Source organism: uncultured Polaribacter sp. (genome assembly GCF_947501385.1).
Taxonomy (GTDB): domain Bacteria; phylum Bacteroidota; class Bacteroidia; order Flavobacteriales; family Flavobacteriaceae; genus Polaribacter.
Genome location: NZ_CANMVP010000007.1, coordinates 46,940 through 70,605 on the forward strand (window position 1 = coordinate 46,940; position 23,666 = coordinate 70,605).

Annotated in this window: 14 protein-coding genes; 9 read left to right on the forward strand and 5 right to left on the reverse strand. The window is 32.2% G+C overall.

The genetic code is table 11. The features are described from left to right. Positions 1-97 precede the first annotated feature (97 nt). The 5 genes from Q0998_RS06270 to Q0998_RS06290 form a co-directional block, all read right to left on the reverse strand. Positions 98-2,878 (reverse strand): alpha-amylase family glycosyl hydrolase, encoded by a 2,781-nt coding sequence (locus tag Q0998_RS06270; RefSeq protein ID WP_299667711.1) that lies wholly within the window; start codon positions 2,876-2,878, stop codon positions 98-100. 80 nt (positions 2,879-2,958) lie between these two features. Beyond that, positions 2,959-4,368 carry a SusE domain-containing protein gene (locus tag Q0998_RS06275; RefSeq protein ID WP_299667714.1) on the reverse strand — a complete coding sequence of 470 codons (1,410 nt, stop codon included), beginning with the start codon at positions 4,366-4,368 and terminating at the stop codon, positions 2,959-2,961. Between the two features lie 10 nt (positions 4,369-4,378). Further along, on the reverse strand, positions 4,379-5,455 hold the full coding sequence (locus Q0998_RS06280; RefSeq protein ID WP_299667716.1) for a SusE domain-containing protein: 1,077 nt from the start codon (positions 5,453-5,455) through the stop codon (positions 4,379-4,381). A 20-nt stretch (positions 5,456-5,475) separates the two neighbouring features. Further along, positions 5,476-7,050, reverse strand: coding sequence for a RagB/SusD family nutrient uptake outer membrane protein (locus tag Q0998_RS06285; RefSeq protein WP_299667718.1), 1,575 nt, complete (start codon positions 7,048-7,050; stop codon positions 5,476-5,478). 11 nt (positions 7,051-7,061) lie between these two features. Next, positions 7,062-10,181: a SusC/RagA family TonB-linked outer membrane protein gene (locus tag Q0998_RS06290; protein WP_299667720.1), complete on the reverse strand. Its 3,120-nt coding sequence runs from the start codon at positions 10,179-10,181 to the stop codon at positions 7,062-7,064. A gap of 187 nt (positions 10,182-10,368) precedes the next feature. Between Q0998_RS06290 and Q0998_RS06295 the strand changes: the two genes are divergently transcribed. From Q0998_RS06295 to Q0998_RS06335, 9 genes are all read left to right on the forward strand, one after another. Then, positions 10,369-11,385 carry a LacI family DNA-binding transcriptional regulator gene (locus Q0998_RS06295; RefSeq protein ID WP_299667723.1) on the forward strand — a complete coding sequence of 339 codons (1,017 nt, stop codon included), beginning with the start codon at positions 10,369-10,371 and terminating at the stop codon, positions 11,383-11,385. Between the two features lie 166 nt (positions 11,386-11,551). Beyond that, positions 11,552-12,922 (forward strand): MFS transporter, encoded by a 1,371-nt coding sequence (locus Q0998_RS06300; protein ID WP_299667726.1) that lies wholly within the window; start codon positions 11,552-11,554, stop codon positions 12,920-12,922. Next, a complete protein-coding gene (pgmB, locus tag Q0998_RS06305) occupies positions 12,923-13,579 on the forward strand; it encodes a beta-phosphoglucomutase (protein ID WP_299667728.1) in 657 nt (218 codons plus the stop codon). Positions 13,580-13,672: 93 nt separating this feature from the next. After that, positions 13,673-15,979, forward strand: coding sequence for a glycoside hydrolase family 65 protein (locus Q0998_RS06310; protein ID WP_299667732.1), 2,307 nt, complete (start codon positions 13,673-13,675; stop codon positions 15,977-15,979). Positions 15,980-16,041: 62 nt separating this feature from the next. Next, the gene (locus Q0998_RS06315) at positions 16,042-16,626 is read left to right on the forward strand and encodes a transposase (protein WP_299667735.1); all 585 of its coding nucleotides are present in this window, start codon (positions 16,042-16,044) and stop codon (positions 16,624-16,626) included. 53 nt (positions 16,627-16,679) lie between these two features. After that, the gene (locus Q0998_RS06320; RefSeq protein WP_299667738.1) at positions 16,680-18,635 is read left to right on the forward strand and encodes a glycoside hydrolase family 13 protein; all 1,956 of its coding nucleotides are present in this window, start codon (positions 16,680-16,682) and stop codon (positions 18,633-18,635) included. A 119-nt stretch (positions 18,636-18,754) separates the two neighbouring features. Continuing rightward, on the forward strand, positions 18,755-19,723 hold the full coding sequence (locus tag Q0998_RS06325) for an alpha/beta hydrolase-fold protein (RefSeq protein WP_299667739.1): 969 nt from the start codon (positions 18,755-18,757) through the stop codon (positions 19,721-19,723). A gap of 59 nt (positions 19,724-19,782) precedes the next feature. Next, positions 19,783-22,206: a TIM-barrel domain-containing protein gene (locus Q0998_RS06330; RefSeq protein WP_299667741.1), complete on the forward strand. Its 2,424-nt coding sequence runs from the start codon at positions 19,783-19,785 to the stop codon at positions 22,204-22,206. 6 nt (positions 22,207-22,212) lie between these two features. Continuing rightward, positions 22,213-23,625 carry an alpha-amylase family glycosyl hydrolase gene (locus Q0998_RS06335; protein WP_299667744.1) on the forward strand — a complete coding sequence of 471 codons (1,413 nt, stop codon included), beginning with the start codon at positions 22,213-22,215 and terminating at the stop codon, positions 23,623-23,625. Positions 23,626-23,666 lie beyond the last annotated feature (41 nt).

The following is a 23,666-nucleotide window of genomic DNA, read 5'->3' on the forward strand; positions in this document are numbered from 1 at the left end:
TAGACAATTAAGGAATTCATAATAAAATCACGAAGTAGTTGAGTACTTCGTGATTTTTTATGAGTATGATTAAATATTAATTGATGACAATGCTTTACTATTTATTTTTAGATGAATTTATAATTAGCTTTTTAGTAATTATTTTATTGTAGGCATCTTTTATTTTAACAAAATAAATTCCATGGTTTAAACCAGCAATATAAAATTGATTTGTATCTATATTTTCTTTCGTATATTTTTTTACTTGCTTTCCAGTAATATCACAAATTCGAACCTCTAAAACTTCTTTAGATACTGAAAAAAAGCTTGAAGTGGGGTTTGGATATATGTTAATAATAGTATCCTCTAAAACAACATCATCAATGGAAAGTGTTGCAGGTTGGTTTCCAAATATTTTAAATTCGCCAGGTGCTAAAGAAATTGTTGCTTGGGTATCTGTAACTATACGGCTCGAGTTTTCATCTAATACATCATACCAAATACCAATTTGTTGAAAAGAAGGATTGATGTTTTGTGTTGTAATGCCAAAGTTTCCTAAAACTACAATATTTTGTATTTCGGGTGCTGAAGAATTTGTTAAATGAATTTTCTTTAAACCGTTTGTATTTGCAACGTCTAAAGTGAAATTAGAGGTTTTAAAAATCTCATATTTTAATTTTAATTCAATTAATTTAGAATAGGTTTTATATACGTCTCTTCTGTTAGCTTCTTCAAAATAATCCCATCTAATAGGCTTGTTGCCAGTTCTACCATTTTCATTTATACCAACGTCATACCCTAATTCACCAAATTGCCAAATCATTTTTGGACCTGGAATTGTAAAATAAAATGCGCCAGCTAATTCAACTCTGTCTAAAGCTGTAGCTAGATTTTTAACATTATAGGAAGCATTTGAATTGCCAAATTCTAAGTTTTTATACATGAGACGTTCTTCATCATGGCTTTCCATATAACTCACATTTGCAGGTACAGACCAATTTCTATTTTTGTAAGAAATCCAAGAAAAGTCTGATTTTCCACCATCGTGAAAACCCATTGTAGCTTCAGAATAATTGCCATTATGCTTTCCCCAAAGCATAATTCCTTTTCCTTCATTGAGTCTATAATTCACCCATTGTGTTTCTTCACTATTAGTTCCTAAGTGTTCAAAAATCACATACGAATCAGCATCTATTTCCCATTGGTAATCTGCATATTTTTTTAAGATATCAACTCTATCTTGCTGATAACTATTGGTACAACTCTCATTACCGTCAGAACAATTTTGAGTGAATCCTTTTGTTAAATCCCATCTAAAACCATCAATCTTAAACTCTTCTAACCAATATTGCGCTGTTCTTTTTACATAATCTTGCGTTACTTGCTTGCTATGATTAAAGTCGTTATACACGCTATATGAATGTGTTGCTGTTGCATTAAAGAAAGGGCTATTTGTGCTTGCTTGACCACTATAACCACCGTTGTCTGTATTGTACATTCTATAAAAAGGATTTTGCCCAGATGCATGATTATACACAACATCTAAAATAACAGCAATTCCTCTTTTATGACATTCATCTATTAATTGTTTAAAAGCAGTTTTGGAGCCATAATATTTATCTAAAGCCATGTGAAATGAAGGATTGTAGCCCCAAGATTCGTTTCCGTCAAACTCGTTTAAAGGCATAAATTCGATGGCATTAATCCCTAAATTTTGTAAATAATCTAACCTTGCTTTTACAGCATCGAAACTGTGTAATGCATCAAAATCTCTGATTAAAAGTTCATAAATAACCAAATCTGTTTTTTGGGGTTTCGTAAAATTGGTTATTTGCCAATTGTAAGGATCATCTCCAGTTCTTAATAATGTAACAGCATGGTTTGTTTTCCCTGTAGGATAAGAAGCCAAATCTGGATAGGTTGTTGCGTCTATATATTGATCATCATATTCTGATAAAACAATTGTAGCATACGGATCTGCAACTCTTAGTTCACCATTTATTAGATATTGATAGAGATGATTTGTTTTTGGAGTTAGCCCCGTTAGTTCGATCCAAAAACGATCTCCGTCTTTTTTTAATACATAATTATTGTTGATGGTCCAATTGTTAAAATCTCCAATAAGATGTACAAATTCTTTCATTGGTGCATATATAACCAAGGTTGCTTTTGTGTTGTCTGAAGGATTTAAATTAATTCCATCTTTCATTCCTGCAGGTACAGCAGCTTCAACAACAGTAGGCTTTACAATGGCAGTAAATTCTTTATTTATTGTTGTTCCGTTATTTGTTGCCTCTAACACAAAATTGGTGTTTTCCAATAGCGTAGGAGAGAAGTTGTAGGTTATTATATTAGATTTTTGATCTATTGTTGTTCCGTTTGCTTTTAAGTTAAAGTTCGATGGTAATGTTGCAGTTGCAGCAATGGTGAGGTTGTCGCCAGCATTTACAATAGAAGTATTTGTTGAAGGTGTATTTAATATTACCTGAAATTTACCAACCTCAAATAAATTGTCTTGTGTTTTTTTGTCTCCTGTTCCGTCTTTCGCTTTTACCAACATGCCAATTCTACCCATATTAGTTCTGTTATAAAATGTGGTTGGAGTAAAAGTAATTGAAAAAGTGCTATTGTTCACTTTTGTCATTTTTTGAGCTTCGCTAGAATTTGTCCAAGAACCGTTATTGGGAGCATCCGCAATATTTTTATCATTAATATCAAAAGACCAAGTCCATAGATAGACATCTGCAGTTCCCCAAATAGAGGGGTTTATATTAGAAACTGTAATCGTAATTTCTTCTGTTTCTTCAAAAGAGGTTGGCGATATAGAAAATGTAGCATTTTGTTGCTGAGAAAAACTTATAAAGGAAATAAAGAGTAGCAGTAAGGTGATTTTTTTCATGATTTTTATGATAATACGAATAAAGCTGTCTGAAAAGTACCTATAAAATACTTTTCAGACAGTCTAACTATATAATTAATTTATTGCAAAACGATAGAATATGCATATTTTCTTGGATTACTTAAATCTAAAGTAATTAAATAGGTACCAGCAGTATCAACAGAAAAATTATTTCCTGTACCAAAATCTAAAGATCCATCATTATCATTATCTGGACCTAAATTAATGCCCCAATCATCATTTGCTCTAAATTTGAATTCACCTGCAGTTAAAGCCATAATTGCTGACCAAGCTTGTGTAGCTCTATTAAAAACTAAATCTGTATCTGCGCCCCAACCTGCTAGTGTTGCTGCACCAATAATACCCCAGTTGGTTTGTTCTACTGTATAAGCTTGAGAAGAAGTATCTGCTTTAAGAAGGTAATATCCTGCGTCTTGGTCTGGAAAATTACCAGGACCGCTTGTAGACATTATGCCAGAAGCTGTACCATCATCTTCCCAATCTGTATTGCCCCATACAAAGTTTCCATCTACATCTGGTTCTACAAATTTGTAGCCTCCATCTAAATAGACAAAACCTTCATAATTTGTATCTCCAATACCAGAGGCTGCAATATATGGCACATAGGCAGCAACTGTTTCATCTGGTTGCCAGCCTTGGTGATTACCAGGAACTGCAAATCTTGGTAGTAAATCTGTTGGCGTAACTGTAATGGTATTTATGTTAGAATATGTACTTACTGTATTTCCACCTTCTGTGTAAGAAGATTTAATTCTAATATCTAAACCTCCAGCAACATCTTTTGTTAAACCAGCTGTAAGTGCATAATTATTTAATTGTGATGCAAGAATTTCTAAAGATTGAGTATCATCTACTGAACCCGCAACAACAATGTTTGCAAAATCGGTTCCTGCCATAGCCATTTCTACTTCATGGGTAATAATTAAACTAGAGCTGTTGCTAAAACTCCAAGCTACCGTTGTAATTACATCACCAGCTTTAGAGGGTTCTATAACAAAGCTATCGCCAGTATTTGGAGATGTTAGCACAGGTGGTGCAACTGCAATATTTGCTGATAGAATAGACATGTTTATCGAATTGGTAAAAGAATCTCCATTTACAATTCTAAAATAAACGTTGTTATTAGAAAGTGCATTTAAGGCTAAACTTTGCAATCCAGTATTTAATACTCCGTAAGTAAATACATAACTATCTACTGTACTTGTACCTATTTCAATAGAAGAACTAAAATCTTCATTGGTAGCTACTTCAATTTTATAATCTCCAGTAGCACTAGATCTGTTGTCTTCCCAAGTTATTCTAAAAGCTTCTGCATCTGAAGAGTAGCTAGAGTTTATAATTATATTTTGTATCTCTGGGTTGTTTAGGGTAAAGTTAGAGGTTGGTGTAATAATAATTTCATTATTCTCTTCACAAGACCACATAAAAACCGTTAGTACAAGTAAACTTAATTTTAATAAATGTTTCATTGTATATATTTTAAAATGTTGGTATAATCATATAATCACCTGTTAAGTCATTAAATGAAATATTATAATTTCTATCGGTAGTGGGTATATCTCCACCATTAATGGTAGCTGTACCGTGAAACTCATTATCATTACCCCAAGCTGCTCCATTACTATCTATGAAATTTACAGATCCACTTTTTAAATCTACACCGTTTACATACCAGATATGAGAATCGAAAGTAGATTGTGTTAGTGCAATATCGTCTACAGTCGCAGAACCTTTTACAGTTATAGATGTGTAAGTTGTGCTATTAGAATCATCAAATGTTGTAATAGAGAACGTTTTATTTGCAAAATCGTAAGTAAATGTATAGTAACCAGCAGCAGCAATTGAAAATGGACCTGGATCTGAAGAACTTGTTGCTGGGTTTCCTGCTAAGGTTACATTATCATCTGTGCCCCATTGTGGTTGCCATTGTCCTAACATTTCTAAAACTTTAAAATCATCGGCATTAAAATAACCAGTATAGATATATTTGTCGGCATTGGCTTCAGTTCTAAATAACGGAGGGTTGTTGTTATTGTTTTCCCATCCTGCTCTAGATGCGGGACCAACTAGGTAAAAATCATCAAAAAGATATGCAAAATACGTAGTAACTTTTAATGTTATAACGTCGGAAGTTGCTCTAACACTATCATCTGTGCCTAAAGAAGAAACTACTCTTACATACAAATCGCTTTCAATTTCTACTGGCAAACCAATTTTTTGAGCCTGTACATTTAACTCGTCTACCGTCCAAGAAATAGTACGTTGATTATTATTGCTAAACGATGCAACATTGTCAAAAGTTTGTGTGTTAGAAATTTCAACATCATAATTAACAGGTGTTTGCACACCATAATCAACCTTGTTCCATACTAAAGTTATAGCAGGATTGTCTGGTAGGTTTTGTAAACCTACTAAATTAATGGTAGTAGTACTTGGCTCTACAACAGCAGGAGCGACTACAGAAGAATTGATACTAAAATCATCTCTATCTTCTGCACAAGAATAGATTGCTAAAAAAGCAACTATAGGAATAATATTTTTAAGAAATTTTTTCATAATCTTTGCGTTATTTAAAATTAATAGCCTGGATTTTGCGTTAAATTAGGATTTGCTTGTAAGGCAGAAGAAGGTATAGGATACACATTATAAGTGCTTGGAATTGACGTTCCATCCTTTGCACCACCTTTCCAAGGCCATAAGTATGTATTTCCAGTAAATAGACCATAACGGATTAAATCTGTACGCCTATGTCCTTCTAAATTCAATTCTCTTGCTCTTTCGTTTAAAATAAATGGTAAACCGTTAGCCCCATTGCTTTGTAAATCTGCTGCTGAAATTAAAGAAGCTTTAGAGCGTTGTCTTACCGTATTTATATATCCGACAGCTGTTGGAATATCTGCTTCTGATGAGCCTCTTACTGCACATTCTGCATACATTAAATAAGCATCTGCCAATCTAAATAATGGGAAATCTGTACCAGAGAAATCTGTAGGAACTGAAGAACCTATAAAGTTTGTATTTCTAAATTTAATTGATGGATATCCGTTAGTCCATTCTCTATAATCTGTCATTTCATAGGTATGACCAGCTGTCCAGAAAAGCTTTGCTCTTTCATCTGTCGTAGTAGACAAATCTCCATATAGAGCATACCATGCTTTAGAAGCTCTGTGACCTCCCCAACCATCAGTAGCACCAAACTGTGCTAAAGGTGTTGTATCTGCTAACAAACTTCCGTTAACAATATAAGTAGTATTCCCAAAACTTTGGCTTACTTGCGCGTCCGCAATTAAAGGGAAAATAATTTCTGTTGATGTATTATTATCTGCAGAAAAAAGGCTTACAAAATTGTCAACCAATGTGTATGCACCTTCATTAATTACTTTTTTTGCAAAAATAGCAGCGTTGTCATACTGTGGTGTTCCTGTATATGTCTCTGCATTTAAATACAATTTGGCCAATAGCATTTGTGCTGCACCTTTTGTTGCTCTACCGTAACTATTTGAAGCTAATAATAGAGGTTCGATGGCTACTAATTCTGATTCTACCAAGTTGTACAATTCTAATCGTGTAGCTTCGGGTAAAGGATCTGTTTGCCCGTAATTTTCTTCTGTAGCAATCACTCCTTTCCCAAAAACATCAATTAAATAAAAATTAGCTAAGGCTCTAATAAAACGCACCTCAGCAATAATAACTTCTTTGTTATCTACTTCTACATTTTGTAAAATCGACAATAAATTATTACACTGGGGTATTGTGAAGAAAATTCTATTGTATAAATATCTAAAGAATTTATTTTCTGGGGTCCAATTACTTGTGGTTGTTAATTGGTCTAAACCATTATCTCCCCATCTATTTTTCATACCATCTGCAGAAAAATCTTGTAGATTTACAATTCCTCTTAAAAAAGGAGACTCTCCAGCATCATCACTAATATCTGAACTACCTGGTCCAGCTGCACCAGACAGCGCAAAAGAACCATATAACCTAGATAATATACCTTCTACAGCTTGTGGGTCTTGTGCTAAAAGTTCTTCTAAAGATAATTCTATTTCTGGTTGTGTGTCTAAATCATTTATACATCCTGTAAAAAGTGTACAAATAATTACAAAACTTGTGAATAGTTTTAAAAACTTATTTTTTATATTTTTCATAATTGTATGTATTAAAAATCAATATTTACACCTACATTATATATAGTTGCTCTAGGATAGAAATTATTATCTATTCCTGAAAAATTCTCAGGATCTTGTCCTGAATAGTTGGTAATTAAAAACGGATTGTTAACGGCGCCATATACTTTTAAGGCTACGTTTTTAAACACATTATTTAATGTATGACCTAATACAATATTCTCACATCTTAAAAATGATGCACCTTCTAAGAAATAGTCTGAGTACTGCACTGGATCTAAAATATTTGTAAAAGCAAGATTTGCTTCACCAGCAGAAAAATCTAGCGCATTGTTGAAAAATGTTCCATCTGTAGATTGTACATTTCTAATAACTCCGTTTGTTAATTTTCTAGAGTTGTATACTTCTCCGTCTAATTGACCTCTAAAACTTGCACTAAAATCCCAGTTTTTAAAGTTGACGTTAAAACCAAGACCAAAGGTCCAGTTAGGCTGTATGGCTTTATAATATCTATCATCTTCAGTGATATTTCCATCTCCATTCAAGTCTACAAAAGAACCTAAAATTGGGTTGCCAGCAGTATCATACACTTGTTTTAAAACCCAAGCAGAACCTGCTTGTTGCCCAACAGCATGTCTCAAAAGTATATTGCCTGTTCCAATAGCAAGACCACCATTCGGAGCATTAATTTGCTGAACCCCTTCTAAGTTGGTTACTTCTGTAAAGTTATAGGATAAATTACTATTTAAAGAAATGTTTAAATTCTCTTTTCTTATCGCATTGACATTTAAGTTTAATTCAAAACCTTTACTGTCTGTAGCACCTATATTTTGTATTACTTGATCACTTAACGCTTGTCCTGGAGGAACTGTAGCTACGACCAATAAATCTGTAGTTTCTCTTTGATATAGATCAAAAGAACCCGAAAGTAAACTATTCTTAAAAAAATCGAAATCAACACCTATATTGTAAGTAGTTGTTTTTTCCCAAGTTAAATCAGGATTAAATTCTTTAGCATTGTATAAATTTACACCAGTTATATATTGACTTTCTGGGGAACCAATTTCAAATAGTGGTGTAGAAGGATAAAAACCTACTTGACCAGAAACATCTTGTTGTCCTGTTTGCCCCCAACCAATGCGGATTTTAAAATCGTTGATTTGTTCTATGTTTTTTATAAAACTTTCTTCTTTTAATTTCCAAGCTAGGGCTGCTGATGGAAAATAACCCCATCTATTTTCTTCAGTGAAAAATGAAGATCCGTCTGCTCTTAAAGATAATGTAACTAAATATTTATCGGCTAAGTTGATGTTAGCTCTGCTAAAAAATGATTGTAAATTTAATTCGTTAAAATATCTGTTTGTTGGATTCAATGGATTAATATTTGGAATTCGAACACCAGAAGTAGGATCATTGATAAAAAGATCTTTAGTTCCTTCATTTTTAAAATTCTGATAAGAATATCCAGCTTGCACATCAAAATTATTAATGAAAGATTCATTTAATTCTTTACGATATGCTAAGTAACCTTCCATAGTTGTATTTGTAATATCTTGCTTTTCACCATAACTCCTTCCAAAATTAAAAATATAAGTACCTAGTGGTTGACTATCGTCAGGAACTAATGTGTAAGCGTTTATAGCATTTTCTTGAAAAATTTCATTAATTTCTGCAGTAGAAGCTTCTAAACCTAAATTTACAACTGCTCTTAACTCTGGCAGACTATGAAATTTATAATCTAATTCTATATTTCCTAATATACGTTGCACTTCTTCAGGTCTTGTTCTTTGTTCTAAAACACCTAATGGGTTGCTTGCACCTAATCTAGCATTCGGTGCATTGGCATCTGTAGAAGGTCTCAATTGTTGATAAAAGCCACCAAAAATAGAACTATTATCATAAATAGGTTTTGTTGGATCCATAGAAATTGCTCCGCCTAAAGCACCACCATCATCAATAGCATTTTTATCTACTAAAGTTCCTTTCGCATTAATATCTATTTTCAAATGATCATCAAAAAATCTAGGAGTTAATCTTAAAGAACCCGTAATTCTTTGGTAATCATTAGTTTTTACAACACCTTCGGTATCATTAAAACCTATTGAGGCTCTAATTGGTACTCTTTTGAATAGATTTGCTCTAACACCAAAATTATAATCTGTTGTAACAGCAGTTCTATAAATGGCATTTTGCCAATTTGAATTAAAAATTTGACGTCGAAAAGAGTTTCCATCTTTGTCTGTTAAAGAAACAATTGTACTTGGTTCATTCGTATTAACAGAACCAACAGGCACACCTAAAGCCTCTAAGTTATCTGGATAAAATGTTTTAGCAAAATCTACAAATGTATTAGCATCCATTACCCGAATTTGGTTTCTAGCACTTATTGCACTAACCGATGTTATTGCTGAAAAATTATATTTTGCTTCACCTGAAGTTCCTTTTTTAGTTGTAATAATTAGGACACCGTTAGAAGCTCTAGAACCATAAATAGCTGTTGCAGAAGCATCTTTTAATATTGTAAAACTTTCAATATCATTTGGGTTTATTAAGCTTAGAGGATTGCCTACACCAGCAATACCACCATTATCTAATGGTACACCATCTATAACGATTAATGGAGAATTGTTTCCAGAAAGAGAAGAACCACCACGAATTCTAATATTTGGCGCGGCATCTGGTTGTCCACCAGCACTAGTAATTCTAACACCAGCAGCTTTACCTTGTAACAATTGATCTGGAGAAATTACTGCTCCTCGATTAAAATCTTTTGCAGAAATTACATCTACAGAACCCGTTAGGTCTTCTTTTTTAACAGTTCCGTAACCAATCACAACAATTTCATCTAATTGCTCTGCAGATTCATCTAAAGAAACTGTGATGTTAAAGTTCGTTCCAATTATAACCTCTTTGTCAGAGTAGCCTAAGTATTTAAAAACTAAAATATCTCCTGTTTTTAATCTATCTAAAGAAAAGATCCCATCAAAGTCGGTTTCAGCACCTATTGTTGTGCCTTTTAACACCACACTTACACCCGGCAAAGGTTCGCCAGATGCTTTTTCTTTTACGACACCTTTCACTGTTTGTTGGGCAAACAGGGTAAAGGATGAAGTCAAAAGAATTCCAATTAATAATAATTTAAATTTTTTCATGTATAATTTGTTAAATAATAACTGTAAATTTGACTTTGATTTAACAATAAATTTACATTCCACTTCGTAAATATATGTTGTTGAACTCTATTTTCCTCATACGAAAAATTACGAAAACGGTTTCGTGTTGATAACTTTATTGAAAAATCAACAAAAAAGGCCATATAAAATTTGATTTTTGTAAAATATGAAGCAAAAAATTACGATAAAGACAATAGCAAAAGAATTAGGCGTTTCAACTTCAACCGTTTCTAAAGCCCTAAAAGACAGTCATGAAATTAGTTTAGAAACCAAAGAAAGAATTCAAGCATATGCAAATCACTATAACTACAAACCAAATAGTTTAGCATTGCAATTAAGAAATCAGAAGACCAAATTAATTGGTGTTATTCTACCTAAAATAGTGCATCATTTTTTTTCTACGGTAATTAAAGGAATTGAAGAAGGTGCCAGTACAAAGGGTTATAGAATTATGGTTTGCTTTTCTGGTGAATCTTACCGTAAAGAAGTAGAAAACTTAAAAGTGTTATCTAATGGTAGTGTAGATGGTTTGATTGTTTCTATTGCCAGCGAAACTTTAGCGAATAAAGATTTTAATCACTTTAAAGAGTTGGTCAATGAAGAAATCCCATTGGTTTTATTTGATAGAGTGGTAGATGAAATAAGATGCGATAAGGTAGTTGTAGATGATGTGGGTGCTGGTTATAAAGCCACAAAACATCTTTTAAATCATGGTTGTAAAAAAATAGCTTTAATTACAACCCCAGAGCATGTAAATGTTGGCGCTTTAAGAAGAAAGGGCTATGAAAGAGCATTGAAAGAAAATAATATTAACGTAGACACATCTATTATTGTAGAAATCAACGAAAGTGAAGATATTAAAGAACAAATTAGAACTATTTTTAAAGAGGGTGTAGATGGTATTTTTGCTGTAAACGAGATATATGCTGCAAAATCCATCAGAATAGCAAAAGAAAAAGGCTTACAAATACCCAATGAGATTTCTGTAATAGGTTTTACAGATGGTCAAATTTCAGCATACGCATCTCCATCGATTACAACTATTGCACAACACGGTTTAACCATGGGGAAGCAAGTTGTGGAAACACTCATTGAAAGAATAGAAAAAGACGCCGAAGAATACAACCCAAAAACCATTGTGATTACCAGCGATTTAAAATTAAGAGAATCTACAAGAAACTAAAACTTACGAAACCGTCGTCGTAACTTTTACAACTTTATTTTATCAATTTGATAAAATTCATATATTTTTGTTGCATTATTACGATTTATCAATAAATTACATTCCACAAATTTAATAGTTGATAAGTCTAAACACTTGTCGTAATATTCATTAATAATATTCGATAATGCAAAAGCGTAAATTAAGCTTCTGGCAAATCTGGAACATGAGTTTTGGATTTCTAGGAATACAATTTGGATTCGCCCTTCAAGGCGGATTTATGTCAAGAATTTTTCAAACTTTAGGAGCAGGAAAAGAAGAAATTCCTATGCTTTGGATTGCAGCACCTTTAACGGGTTTGCTTGTACAACCCATTATTGGTTATATGAGTGATAGAACTTGGAGCGTAAAATGGGGTAGAAGAAGACCTTATTTTTTAGTAGGTGCCGTTTTTAGTTCACTAGCATTGTTTTTTGTTCCTCATTCTCCTGCATTATGGATGGCAGCTGGTTTTCTATGGATTTTAGATGCGTCTATAAACATTTCTATGGAGCCCTTTAGAGCATTGGTGGCAGACAAACTACCCCAATCTCAAAGAACTTATGGGTTTGTTGTTCAAACATTAATTATTGGAATAGGAACTTGGATTGCAAGTAATTTACCTTGGATGGTTTCTCAATTAGGAGTCAGTAATGAAGCCGCATCTGGGGTTGTACCAATGTCTGTAAAAGTTGCTTTTGCAATTGGTGCTTGTGTTTTTTTAGCCAGTATTTTGTATACCGTTTTTACTACAGATGAATATCCGCCCGAAGATATGGAGGAGTTTGAACTTGAAAAAGCAAAAAAGAACAACTTCATTCCAGATATTTTGAACAATATTGGAAGCATGCCTACCACGATGAAAAAATTGGGGGTCATTCAATTTTTCTCTTGGTTTGCGTTTTTTACAATGTGGAGTTTGGCAAATCCTGCCTTAACAGAACATGTTTTTAATACTCCAGTACCCATAGAAACTGCTTTTAATATGGCAGATGCAGTGCAAGGGGAAGCTTTTAAAATTGCCAATACAAAATTTCAAGAATCTTCTAATTTAGTAGGTTCTGCTATGGGGATTTATGGTTTGTCTTCTATGGTATTTGCTTTGTTATTAACATTTTACACTGCCAAAAGAAATATCAATAGAAAATATGTTCATATGTTTTCTTTAATTTTAGGCGGTGTGGGTTTTTTATTGATGAATTATGCTTCACCAGAAAATTTAAAATATTGTTTTGTATTGATTGGTTTTGCTTGGGGTAGTATTTTATCTATGCCATATGCCATGTTGTCTAGTTCTGTAGATCCAAAGAAAATGGGTGTAATTATGGGGATTTTTAATATGTTTATTGTAATTCCACAAATTATAGCTGCTTTAGGAGGCATCAATTATGTATCAAGTTTATTAGGCGAAAAAGCCATTAATGCAATGACTGTTGCAGGAATAAGTTTAGTAATTGCTGGTTTCTGTAATTTATTAATCACAAATAAGAACGCAATTAGCTATCAAGAAGAGAATTAAATGAAAAAAGGATTTATTTTTGATTTGGACGGGGTTATCGTAGACACTGCCAAATATCATTATTTAGCTTGGAAAAAGCTAGCAAACGAATTAGGTTTCGAATTTACAAAAGAACAAAATGAATTATTTAAAGGTGTCAGTAGAAAGCGCTGTTTAGAAATTCTGCTAGAAATTGGAAAAATAGAAGCAACAAAAGAACAATTTGGTACTTGGATGGTCGAAAAAAATGTAGACTATTTAAAATATATCGAAAATATGGATGCGTCAGAAATATTACCAGATGTTCCTAGAGTTTTACAGTTTTTAAAGGATCGTGAAATTCCAATAGCCTTAGGTTCAGCGAGTAAAAACGCACAGCCCATTCTAGAAAAAGTGGGTTTATTGGCTTATTTTGATACTATTGTAGACGGAAATAACGTTACAAAAGCCAAGCCAAATCCAGAAGTTTTTCTTTTGGCGGCAAAACAAATAGGCGTTAACGCTACGGATTGTGTGGTTTTTGAAGATGCTGTTGCAGGCGTAGAAGCCGCAAATGCCGCAAATATGATAACTATTGGAATTGGAGATAGTGAAGTTCTATCTGAAGCAAAATATAATTTTAGAGATTTTACAGAAATCAATACAAGTTTTATACAAGATTTGATCAATAGAAATTAATATAGAAACAAGAAATATAGAGCATAGAAAATAGACTGTAGAGAGTTAAGTACTTCTTTTCTCTTCCCTCTTTTCTTTTAAAAAAAGTATACAATGAATCAAGATTATATCATACCAAATGATTGGTCAATTATAGAAGAAGAATTCAATCCAGAAAGAATAAAATCTTCAGAAAGTCTGTTTAGTATTGGTAATGGTGCCATGGGACAGCGTGCTAATTTTGAAGAAAGTTATTCAGGAGAAACATTTCAAGGAAGTTATATTGCAGGTGTGTATTATCCTGATAAAACGCGTGTTGGATGGTGGAAAAATGGCTATCCAGAATACTTTGCAAAAGTTTTAAATGCACCAAACTGGATTGGAATTGATGTTTTAATCAACAACGAAAAATTAGACTTACATACCTGTAAAGAAGTGTCAAAATTTAGAAGAGAACTCAACATGAAAGAAGGTTGGTTGTCTAGAAGTTTTGAAGCTGTTTTACAAAACGGAATCGAAATTAAAGTCGCTACAAAACGTTTTTTAAGCTTAGAATTAGATGCCGTTGGTGCCATTAGTTATAATGTAACTCCATTAAACTCTAATGCTGAAATTACCTATATTCCCTATTTAGATGCAGGAATTACCAATGAAGATACCAATTGGGATGATCAATTTTGGGATGTTTTAAAAATCACTCAAAGCAATGAGCAATCTTATATTGAAGCTAGAACCATGAAAACGCATTTTTATACGTGTACTTTTATGGAGTCTCGCTTATTTTTAGAGGGTAGAGAAGTAATTACAGGCTGTAATAATGAGAAATCATCTAATTATACCTCATGTAGTTATCAGCAAGAAATTCAACAAAATCAAACCTATACAATTCATAAGTTTGGTGGATATGTAGTGGATAGAAATCATCATAAAGACGAATTAGTTACTGCTGCAAAAGAAGTTTTAGACAAAGCTGTAAATTTTGGGTTTGATGCTTTATTAGAAATGCAAAAAGAATCTTGGGCGCAAATCTGGCAGATGTCAGACATTACAATTGAAGGAGACATAAAAGCACAACAAGGTATTCGTTTTAATATCTTTCAATTGAACCAAACCTATTTAGGTACAGATGCTACTTTAAATATTGGGCCAAAAGGTTTTACTGGTGAAAAATATGGTGGAAGTACCTATTGGGATACAGAAGCCTATTGTATTCCTTTTTATATGGCAACAAAAGACCAATCGGTTGCTAGAACATTATTAGAATATCGATACAATCATTTAGACAAGGCTATCGAAAATGCTGAAAAACTTGGTTTTTCAAACGGAGCAGCATTGTACCCAATGGTTACCATGAATGGAGAAGAATGCCATAATGAATGGGAAATTACGTTTGAAGAAATTCACAGAAATGGAGCCATTGCATTTGCAATTTTTAACTACCATCGTTTTACAGACGATTATGCTTATATTCCAGAAAAAGGGTTGGAAGTTTTGATAGGAATTGCACGTTTTTGGTACCAAAGAGCAAACTTTTCAACAGCTAAAAATAAGTTTGTAATCTTGGGTGTTACAGGGCCCAATGAATATGAAAATAATGTAAATAATAATTGGTACACCAACTATATTTCAAAATGGTGTATTGAGTATGCTTTAGAAAATATCGATATTATAAAAAATGATCATATTTCTGATTACATCAGAATTAAAGAAAAAGTAAATTTTTCTGATGATGAATTAAATGCTTGGAGAAAAGTAGCAGCTCAAATGTATTTTCCGCATTCTGAAAAGCATAATATTTTTCTACAACAAGATGGTTTTTTAGACAAAGAATTAATTACAGTTGCAGATTTAGATAAATCGCAGAGACCCATCAATCAAAAATGGAGTTGGGACCGTATTTTACGTTCGCCATATATAAAGCAGGCAGATATTTTGCAAGGTTTTTATCTATTTGAAGATCATTTTTCTACAGAAGCATTAGAGCGTCATTTTGATTTTTATGAACCATTTACAGTGCATGAAAGTTCATTATCGCCTTGTGTACATAGCATTCAAGCAGCAAAATTAGACAGAATAGAACAAGCCTACACATTTTATTTAAGAACTTCTCGTTTAGATTTAGATGACTACAATCAAGAAGTAGAAGAAGGTTTGCACATTACTTCTATGGCAGGAACTTGGATGAGTATTGTAGAAGGTTTTGGGGGTATGAGAGTTTTGAATAACACACTTTCTTTTGCGCCAAAAATTCCTAAAGGATGGAAAAAATATTCATTTAAAGTAAATTTTAGAAATCAGATTTTAAAAGTAAATATTAGTCAGAATGAAACAACTTTTGAATTAGAAGGGACTTCTGACATAAAAATATTTGTGAATGGAGAATTGGTCAAAGTTTCACCTAATAATCTAGTTACTGTTTAAATTATAAACCTCAAAGGTTTTTAAAACCTTTGAGGTTTCAAACAATAAAATTAATTAAATATATGGAAAAATATGATGTATTAGAGCCTGACCATTTTTACCATATTTACAATAGAGGGAACAATAAAGAAGATTTATTCTTTGAAAACAGCAATTATTTGCATTTTCTGAATTTGTTAAAAAAACATATTGTACCAATTGCAGATATTTATGCTTATTGTTTATTGAAAAATCATTTTCATCTATTAATCAAAATTAAGTCGATTGAAAGCTTATCTATTATAGATAAAATAAATTTAGATAAATTATCTCAACCTTTTTCTAACCTATTTAATGCCTATACAAAGGCAATAAATAAAAAATATAATAGAGAAGGTAGTTTGTTTAAAGTACGATTTAAACGAAATCGAATAACAGGTATAAATTATTTAAGAAATGTAGTTTTATACATTCATTTAAATCCTAGCAAACATGGATTTACAGAGAACTATCAAGAATATTTATATTCTTCTTTTAAAGCTATTATATCATCAAAGACTACAATTTTGAAACGAAAAGAAACGATTGATTTATTTGAAGATAAAAATAATTTTATAGAAGTACATAGAGAAAATAAGCTAAAAAATAATTTTGAAGAATTAGAATAAAAAACTACAAACCTTCAATGTTTTAAAACATTGAAGGTTTCAAAACATAGCCAATGAAACTATTAAAGAATATTTTATTAATTTGTCTTGTATTTCTTTTCTCATGTAAAAGTGAAGAAAGTAAAGAACATATTTCTGAAGTTGCTATTACACAGACTTCTTTAGAAAAAGTTGAACCACCAAATTGGTTTGTTGATTTTAAAGATACTTCGCTTCAATTATTAGTAAAAGAACCAAATATTGGTCAGTTTACACCTTCAATTTCTTATGAAGGTGTCTCTATAGAAAAAGTACACAAAGCGAAAAGTAAAAATTATCTTTTTATCGATTTGAATATAAATAAACAGACTAAGCCTGGAAAGTTCGATATCGCTTTTATAGATAAAAATGGAACCAGAAAAACACATACATACGAGTTAAAATCAAGAGAAAAATTAGCAGATAATTACGTTGGTTTTAATAGTTCTGATGTTTTGTACTTGATCACTCCAGATCGGTTTGCAAATGCAGATCCAACAAACGATCTAGGGTCTAAAACCTCAAAAGCGAATGAAAATGGAGAATCTATTCATTTTTTAAAAGAAAATAATATCAATAGAAATGATGATTACGCAAGACATGGAGGCGATATTAAAGGCATTACAAATCATTTAGAGTATATATATGATATGGGTTTTACTGCAATTTGGTCTTGTCCGTTATTGATGAATGATATGCCAAGACAATCGTATCATGGGTATGCAATAACAGATTTATACAAAATCGATCCACGTTTTGGAACCTTAGCAGACTTTAGAGAACTAGCAGACAAGGCTAGAGAAAAAGGTATCAAATTAATTATGGATCAAGTTGCAAACCATTGCGGTAGTGAACACTGGTGGATGAAAGATTTACCATTTAAAGATTGGGTAAATTATCAAGAAAATTTTGAGAATAAGGGTGCTTTAATTACATCCAACCACAGAAGAACTTCCAATCAAGATATCTATGCGTCTAAAAAAGACAAACAAGAAATGGCTGACGGTTGGTTTGTTGCTACCATGCCAGATTTGAATCAGAAAAATCCGTTTATGGCAAAATACATCATTCAAAATAGTATTTGGTGGATAGAAACTATTGGTTTGAGCGGAATTAGGCAAGACACATATCCGTATTCAGATAAACAATTTATGAGCGATTGGGCAGGAGCAATTATGAATGAATATCCTAATTTTTCTATTGTTGGTGAAGAGTGGAGTTACAACCCCTTATTAATTGGCTATTGGCAAAAAGGCGCAAATAATAGAGATGGTTATGAATCTAATTTAACTGCTACGATGGATTTTGCGATGCAAAGAAAAGTAGTAGAAGCTTTGAATGAAACTGAGTCTTGGGATACTGGTTTGGTGAAAATGTATGAAGGTCTGGCCAATGATTTTCATTATGCATCACCAAAAGATATGTTGGTTTTTCCTGATAATCATGATATGAGTCGAATTTACACACAATTAAATGGCGATTTAGAAAATACCAAAATGGCACTTTCTATGTATTTGATAATGCCTAGAACTCCTCAAATTTATTACGGAACAGAAATTCTAATGAACGATTTTAAAAAACCTGGAGACCATGGTTTGATTCGTACAGATTTTCCTGGTGGCTGGCAAGGAGACAACATAAATGCATTTACTGGTGAAGGTTTAGAGGCTGCGCAAAAAGACATGCAATCTTTTCTAAAGAAGTTTTTAAATTTTAGAAAGAATTCAAAAGCAATTCACGAAGGTAAAACAGTTCATTTTGCACCCTTTAAAGGAACTTATTTTTTGTTTAGAATAAAAGATGATGAGGTTGTAGTACATATTATTAATAAAAATAAGAAGCCAATAACAATCGATTTGAAAAGATATTCAGAAATTGGTTTATCAGGTAAAACCTTACAAAATGTAGTAACAGAAGAAGATTTTAAGTGGGGAGATTCAATTGAATTGTCTCAAAAAGGAGTGATTTTATTAACTACGAAACTAAATTAGAAAAGACCTCACAGGTTTAAAAAACCTGTGAGGTCTAAAATACAACAAACTGTGAGTTCGAGTAAATTTATATGGGACGAACAAACTTGTACCAAGAACATTTTAAAACGAGATCAATCATGAAAATTTTAAGCATTCTTTTTTCTATTCTTTTGTTAACTACCTGTAAAACTCAAAAAAGAGAAACAACCAAAGAGCAACAAGTAGCTTCAAAAATTATTGCTACTGTGTTAGATAAAGCTGTTTTGGCAGGTGGAAAATTAATTCGAGTAGACAGTTTTCCGTCTAAAAATATCATACCAAGACCCGTGGATGTTTGGTTGCCAGAAAATTATTCCGAAGAAAAGAAATATGCTGTTTTGTATATGCATGATGGTCAGAATTTGTTTGATGCAACCACCACTTGGAACAAACAAGAATGGATGATCGATGAAGTTGCTTCGAAATTAATGAAAGAAAACACCGTAAGAGATTTTATTGTTGTTGGCATTCATAACATTCCTAAAATTCGTTGGCAAGATTTGTTTCCAGAAAAAGCGATGGATTTTTTATCAAAAGAAGATAAAGATACTTTGTATAAAGAAGCAGCAAAAAATAATTTTAGTACAAATTTAAAAGGAGATGCATATCTTAAATTTTTAGTTGAAGAGCTAAAACCTTATATAGATACTGCGTATTCAGTCTTTACTAATAAAGAAAACACTTTTGTAGCTGGGTCATCAATGGGCGGTTTAATGTCTATGTATGCAGTTGCAGAATATCCTACAGTTTTTGCAGGAGCAGCGTGTATTTCTACGCATTGGGTTGGTGGTACTCCAAAAGAAACTAATCGGTTACCAAATGCAATTTTTAGTTATTTAGAAGCCAATTTACCAGATTCAGAATCACATAAAATGTATTTTGACTATGGAAATAAAACCTTAGATCAGTTTTATCCACAATACGCACCAAAAGTAGATTCCATCTTTCTTAATAATGGTTATAACTCTGCCAATTTTAAGAATTTATTCTTTGAAGGAACCAATCATTCAGAATTATCATGGCAAAAAAGAGTAGATATTCCCTTAACTTTTTTATTTAAAAAATAAAACATGCTGATAGACCTCAAAGGTTTTTAAAACTTTTGAGGTCTAAAATAAACATACATATGAAAAATTTCAGCATCCTTTTTTTATTACTTTTTATATCCTTTTCTATACTCGCACAAAATTCAAACAGAATTTTTAAAAAAGCGGAATTTAGAAATGGTCAATTTTTAAATGTTGAAGTGAATGACGGAACCTATAAAATTCAGTTTTATAATTCTAAAATAGTTGAAACTTCTTTTATTCCTAAAAATGAATCCATTATCTCTAATTCTCATGCAGTTGTTCTAAAACCAATCCATTCTAATGCTAGATTTAAGGAAACATCAGGTTTTATTTATTTTTCATCAAAAGGAATCAAGGTTCAAATTCAAAAATTACCTTTTAAAATATCTTATTTCTATAAGGATAAAGAAATTACTTCAGAAAAACAAGGTTATTTTAAATCAGTGCATGTTCCTTTAGAGTCTGTAAAAGGCAATATTATCGCCAAAGAAACAGAAAAAATTGAATTCAATTTAACTTCAGATGAAGTTTTGTATGGAGCAGGAGCAAGAGCTTTAGGGATGAACAGACGAGGCAATCGTTTGGCTTTGTATAATAGAGCGCATTATGGGTATGAAACCAATTCAGAATTAATGAATTTTACCTTACCAATAATTGTTTCGTCAAAAAAATACATGCTTCATTTTGACAATGCACCTGTTGGTTATTTAGATTTAGACAGTAAAAAAGACAATTCTTTAACCTATGAAACAATTTCTGGTCGTAAAACCTATCAAGTTATTGTTGGTGATTCTTGGATTGATTTATTAGATAATTATACCGATTTAACAGGAAAACAACCGTTGCCTCCAAGGTGGGCTTTGGGTAATTTCTCGAGCAGGTTTGGCTATCATTCACAACAAGAAACCGAAGCAACAATTGCTAAATTTAAAGAGGAAGAAATTCCTGTAGATGCCATTATTTTAGATTTGTATTGGTTTGGTAAAACATTAAAAGGAACCATGGGGAATTTGGAAGTTGATAAGGACTCTTTTCCAGATATGAACCAAATGATTACTCGTTTAAAAGACAAAGGCGTAAAAACGGTTTTAATAACAGAACCTTTTATTTTAACAAATTCTAAAAAATGGAACGAAGCCGTTGCAAAAGATGTTTTAGCAAAAGATTCTATTGGGAATCCTGCAAAATATGATTTTTACTTTGGAAATACAGGGATTATAGACATCTATAAAAAGGAAGGAAAAGATTGGTTTTGGAATATTTATAAAGATCTTCTAGACCTAGGTGTAAAAGGTTTATGGGGAGATTTAGGGGAGCCAGAAGTGCATCCAACTTGGGTTCAACATGCATCAGGTTCAGCAAATGAAGTGCATAATATGTATGGTCATGATTGGGCACGTTTAATTTTTGAAGGATATCAAAAGGAACAGCCAAACGAAAGGCCTTTTATTTTAATGCGTGCAGGAGCAGCGGGTTCGCAACGTTTTGGAATGATTCCTTGGTCTGGAGATGTCAATAGAACTTGGGGCGGTTTGCAATCGCAACCAGAAATTGCGCTGCAAATGGGGATGCAAGGTTTGGGGTATATGCATTCAGATTTAGGAGGATTCGCAGGTGCAAATTTAGATGATCATTTATACAACCGTTGGTTACAATATGGCGTTTTTCAACCAATTTTTAGACCACATGCACAAGAAGATGTAGCAAGTGAGCCTGTTTTTAGAAGCAGTAAAGCCAAGAAATTAGCAAAACAATCTATCGAACTGCGTTATAAATTATTGCCTTACAATTATCAAATGGCTTTTGAAAACAATCAAAAAGGAACGCCTTTAATGCGTCCTATTTTCTTTGAGGAAGATACTAAAAAATTGATGCGTAATTCATCGACCTATTTATGGGGAAAAGACTTTTTAATCAGCCCTATTTTAAAAGACTCGATAAAAACAACAGCAATTTATTTTCCAAAAACTGCAAATTGGTTTGACTTTTATACAGATGAGCAATTTAAGGGAGGAGGTATTAAATTAGTAAGTGTCAAAGAAAACTCAATTCCTACCTATGTTAGAGGTGGGGCATTTATTTTGATGACAGATGTAGTACAAACCACAGATAATTATAAGGCAGATGCATTAGCATTACATTATTATTTCGACAAAACGGTCAAGGAAAGTAAAAGAAAGTTTTACAACGATGATGGTCTTCTAGCCAATGCATTTGAGAAAGGCAAATATGAGATGCTAGCGTTTGAAGCAACAATTACAAAACGTTGCTTAGAAATTGATTTTGAGGCTGAATTTGGAAAAAAATGGAACCCTTCAAAAAAAGAAGTAACATTGGTCATTCATAATATCAACTGGAAGCCAAAGAAAATAAAAGTAGGTAGAAAAAGAATCCGAATTTTACCGAAAGAAAACATACTTACAATTCCTATAACTTGGAATGTAGAGAAAGAATTAAAACTAAAAATAACACGTAACTAATTTAAAATGAAACAACTATTATCAATATTTTTAATGGCAATTTGTGTTTTTTCTTGCACAAAAGAAAAAAAGGAAGTTTTACAAGAAGCAACTAAAAAAATAACACCCATATCTAAATCAGATATAGAAACTGCTGTTATTTATGAGGCGAATATTCGTCAATATTCACCAGAAGGAACTTTTGAAGAGTTTACAAAAGACATTCCAGAAATTAAGAAATTAGGGGTAAAAATTATTTGGCTAATGCCTGTATTTCCAATTTCAGAAACCAAAAGAAAAGCAACAGGAGGAGCTGATAGTAAGTTTGCTTCAGAATTTCCAAAAGAAGAACAAAGTAAATATTTGGGGAGCTATTATGCCGTTTCAGATTTTACAAAAATCAATCCAGAATTTGGCACTATTAAAGATTTTAGAGCGTTGATAAAAACGGCACATAAAAATGGAATTTATGTTATTTTAGATTGGGTACCAAATCACACAGGTTGGGATCATACTTGGTTAAAAACCAATTCAGATTTCTACACAAAAAATGACAAAGGTGAAGTAATACATCCAGAAGATACAGATTGGACAGATGTTGCCGATTTAAATTACAACAATAAAGAGCTACAAGAAGCGATGATTTCTGATATGAAATATTGGATTTCAAAAGAAGGTGTAGATGGTTTTAGGTGTGATGTTGCAGGTTCTGTACCCACGTCTTTTTGGCAAAATGCAATTCCTAAATTAAGAGCAGAAAAAGATATTTTTATGTTGGCAGAGGCTTGGGAGCCTGAATTGTTAAAAGAAAACTTGTTTGACATGGGCTATGCTTGGGACGGACATCATTTATTGAATGGTTTGGCAAAAGGTGAGAAAACCGCTGAGGATTTAAAAAATTACATCCATAAAACCTATAATGAGCGTTATGAGAAGGATGCTATTTTAATGAACTTTGTTACAAATCATGATGAGAATTCTTGGAATGGAACCATCAAAGAAAGAATGGGAGACAAGGCAGAAATGTTAACAGCCTTGAGTTATATAATTCCAGGAATGCCTTTAATTTATTCTGGTCAAGAATATGATCTAAATCATCGTTTAAAGTTTTTTGAGAAAGATGCTATTCCGAAAACAAAAGGAATAACTTTCAATTTGTTAGAAAAACTAGGAACCTTAAAAAATACAAATGCAGCCTTACATGGAGGAAAAGAAAAAGCAGCATTCGAAATTTTAGAAAGTGAAAAAGATATTTTTATTTTAAAAAGAAAGAAAGGTGATGAAACCGTTTTATTTATCGCTAATTTTTCAAATGAAAAAAATAAAATAGGAATTTCTGAAAATGGAGTTTTTGAAAATTTCCTTACAAATGAGAAAGTAACATTACATGGTGACGCCTTTGAAATTGAAGCATCAGCATATAAAATATTCGTAAAATAAGTATGAGAAATATTCTTTTTATTATTGGTGCTCTAGCGCTT